This window comes from Actinosynnema sp. NPDC059797, from assembly GCF_042732085.1.
In the GTDB taxonomy this organism is placed as follows: Bacteria; Actinomycetota; Actinomycetes; order Mycobacteriales; family Pseudonocardiaceae; genus Actinosynnema.
Genome location: NZ_JBHWIE010000554.1, coordinates 1 through 3,496, shown reverse-complemented (window position 1 = coordinate 3,496; position 3,496 = coordinate 1). Strand labels below are relative to the sequence as shown.

Annotated in this window: 1 protein-coding gene; it reads left to right on the top strand. The window is 71.2% G+C overall.

The features are described from left to right. Window positions 1-342 precede the first annotated feature (342 nt). Window positions 343-3,363 (top strand): carbohydrate binding domain-containing protein, encoded by a 3,021-nt coding sequence (locus tag ACFV4N_RS41505; RefSeq protein WP_499678183.1) that lies wholly within the window; start codon window positions 343-345, stop codon window positions 3,361-3,363. Window positions 3,364-3,496 lie beyond the last annotated feature (133 nt).

Genomic DNA, 3,496 nt, shown 5'->3' with positions numbered 1-3,496 from the left:
CGAGCGCCAGGCGCGTCTTGCCGCCGCCGCCCACACCGCTGAGCGTGATCAGTGGCGAGACGCCGAGCCGCCGGCGCAGCTCGGCGAGGAGTTCCTTGCGCCCGACGAACGAACTCAGCGCCCGCGGCACACCACCGGTTGCCTGGTCCCGCTCGGTCATCCGGACACCGTACGACACCCGTCCGTGCGGCTCGCGTGAGATCAACGAAACAACAGGTCCTGCAAACAATTGCAAAGATCGTTCGGGATAACCCCTAGTAGATCCATTTACAGCCGATCTGGCCAGGTCTAGCCTGCAAACAATTGCACCACCTTGCGCAAAGAAGCGTGACGGGAGCAGCGATGCGAGCGAGATCGCGACCACGACGACGTCCCGGGGCGCTCCTGGCCGCCCTGGGCCTGATCGGTTCGGTGTTGGCGGCGCCCACGGGCGCGGCCGCGCCCGATCCCCGGCCGACGTCCACCGCGACCGGAGAGGCGACGGCGACCGGCGAGGCCACGGTGTTCTACCGGCTGCCCTCCGGCTGGACCACCGCCAACCTCCACTACCAGCCCCGCAACGGCCCGTGGACCGCGGTGCCGGGCGAGCGGATGGAACCGGCCGCCTGCGCGGGCTGGGTCCGCGAGACCGTGGCCCTTGGCGGGGCGAGCGGCCTGGTGGCCGTGTTCAACAACGGCTCCGGCGCCTGGGACAACAACAACGGGCGCAACTACGACCTGGACGCGGGCGAGGTCACCGTGGCCTCGGGCGTGGTGGGATCGGGCGACCCCTGCCGGTCCGATCCCACCCCCGACCCGGACCCCGGGCCGGCCAACCACGCCGAGGTCTACTACTACGCCGAGCCCCGGAACTGGACCGCCACCCGGATCCACTACCAGCCCACCGGCGGCTCCTGGACCGCCGTGCCCGGCGTGCCGATGACCGGGGTGTGCGCGGGCTGGGCCCGCGCCTCGATCGACCTCGGCGCGGCCACCGGCCTCAGGGCGGCGTTCAACAACGGCTCCGGCCAGTGGGACAACAACAACGGCGCCGACTACGCGCTGGGCACCGGCCGCACCGCGGTGAAGGACGGCGTGGTCACCCCGAACGCCGCCGACCCCTGCGGTCCGCCCCCCGGTCGGGACACCACCGCGCCCACCGCGCCGACCGGCCTGCGCGCCACCGCCTCCGCCCTGACCGTCGCCCTCGCCTGGACCGCGGCCACCGACGACGTGGCGGTCGCCGGCTACGAGATCACCCGCACCGGCGGCGCGCTGGGCACCGTCGTGCGCACGACCGGCGCGGTGGGCTTCGCCGACGGCCCGCTCACCGCCGACACCACCTACACCTACTCGCTGCGGGCCTACGACGCCGCGGGCAACAAGTCCACCGCCACCGACCGCGTCTCCGTCACCACCGGCGACCAGCCGCCCGCACCACCCGGCGGCACGCCCCTGGGCGGCGACCCGCGCGAGGACTCGATCTACTTCGTGATGACCGCCCGGTTCAACGACGGCGTCACGGCCAACAACCGCGGCGGCAGCCAGCACGTCCGCTCCGGCAACGCCGCCAACGACGACCCCATGTTCCGCGGCGACTTCCAGGGGCTGGTCGACAAGCTCGACTACATCAAGGGCCTGGGCTTCTCCGCCGTCTGGATCACCCCGGTGGTGCTCAACCGCTCCGACTACGACTTCCACGGCTACCACGGCTGGGACTTCCACCGCGTCGACCCGCGCCTGGAGACCCCCGGCGCGACCTACCAGGACCTGATCAACGCCGCCCACGCCAAGGGCATCAAGATCTACCAGGACGTGGTCTACAACCACAGCTCGCGCTGGGGCGCCAAGGGCCTGTTCCAGGCCAAGGTGTTCGGCGTCCGCGACGACCAGTGGTCCTGGTACTACGACCGGCCGGTGCAGGGCTTCGAGTACGACGGCCTGACCATCGACCCCACCACCGGCAAGTCCTACTACAACGGCGACCTGTGGTCCACGGCCGAACCCGCGGGCAACACCTGCGTGGACTGGGGCAAGCCGACCCGGAACACCAGCCCCGAGGGCCACCGGATCTACAACTGCCAGTGGCCCAGCCCCACCTCCGGCATGTTCCCCGCCCAGCTCTACCACCGGTGCTGGATCGGCAACTGGGAGGGCGAGGACGCCCGCTCCTGCTGGCTGCACGAGGACCTGGCCGACTTCAACACCGAGAACCCGGTCGTGCAGAAATACCTCGTCGACGCCTACAACCGGTTCATCGACATGGGCGTGGACGGGTTCCGCGTGGACACCGCCGTGCACGTGCCGAGGGTGACCTGGAACCGCCGGTTCCTGCCCGCGATCCAGCAGCACGCCACCACGAGGTTCGGCGACAAGGGCCGCGACTTCTTCGTCTTCGGCGAGGTCGCCGCGTTCGTCAACGACAAGTGGAACCGCGGCTCGGTCAACCACTCCGCGCAGTTCTTCACCTGGAAGGAGCGCCGCGACTACAGCGCCGACGACGCCACCGCGGCCCTGGAGCAGTACGACTGGGAGCAGGCACAGGGCACCGGCAACCAGCCGACCAGCCGCAACGCCTTCCTCGACGGCAACGCCTACCACGCGCCCGACCACTCGAAGAACTCCGGCATGAGCATCATCGACATGCGCATGCACATGAACTTCGGCGACGCGCCCAACGCGTTCTGGAACGGCAAGGACTCCGACGACGCCACCAACGACGCCACCTACAACGTGGTGTACGTCGACTCCCACGACTACGGGCCGAACAAGTCGGGCGTGCGCTACGCGGGCGGCACCGACGCGTGGGCGGAGAACACGAGCCTGATGTGGACCTTCCGCGGCATCCCGACCCTGTACTACGGCTCGGAGGTCGAGTTCCAGGCGGGCAAGCCCATCGACTGCGGCCCCACCTGCCCGCTGGCGACCACCGGCCGCGCCTACTTCGGCGACCACGTCGCGGGCAGCGTCACCGCCGCCGACTTCGGCGTGGTGTCCTCGGCGTCCGGACCGGTCGCGGCGACCCTGGACGAGCCGCTGGTCAAGCACGTGCAGCGGCTCAACCAGATCCGCCGGGCGGTCCCGGCGCTGCAGAAGGGCCAGTACTCGACCGAGGGCGTCAACGGCGGCATGGCGTTCAAGCGCCGCTACACCGCGGGCGGGGTGGACAGCTTCGCCCTGGTCGCGATCTCCGGCGCGGCGACGTTCACCGGCGTGCCCAACGGCACCTACCGCGACGCGGTCACCGGGGACACCCGGGTGGTGTCGAACGGGACCCTCACCGCCTCCCCGGGCGGCAAGGGCAACCTGCGGGCCTACGTGCTGGACCTGCCGGGCAACCCGGCGCCCGGCAAGGTCGGCGTCGACGGGCCCTACCTGAGGTGAGACCACCGGCGGGCGGGCGGGCGGGGCACGCACCCCCCCCCCCCCGGGCCCACCGCCACACGCAGCTGCCGGGCTGGCCCCTCGCCCCCACCAACTGCGACCCGGGAGCCCGGGAGGGGACCACAATCAACAC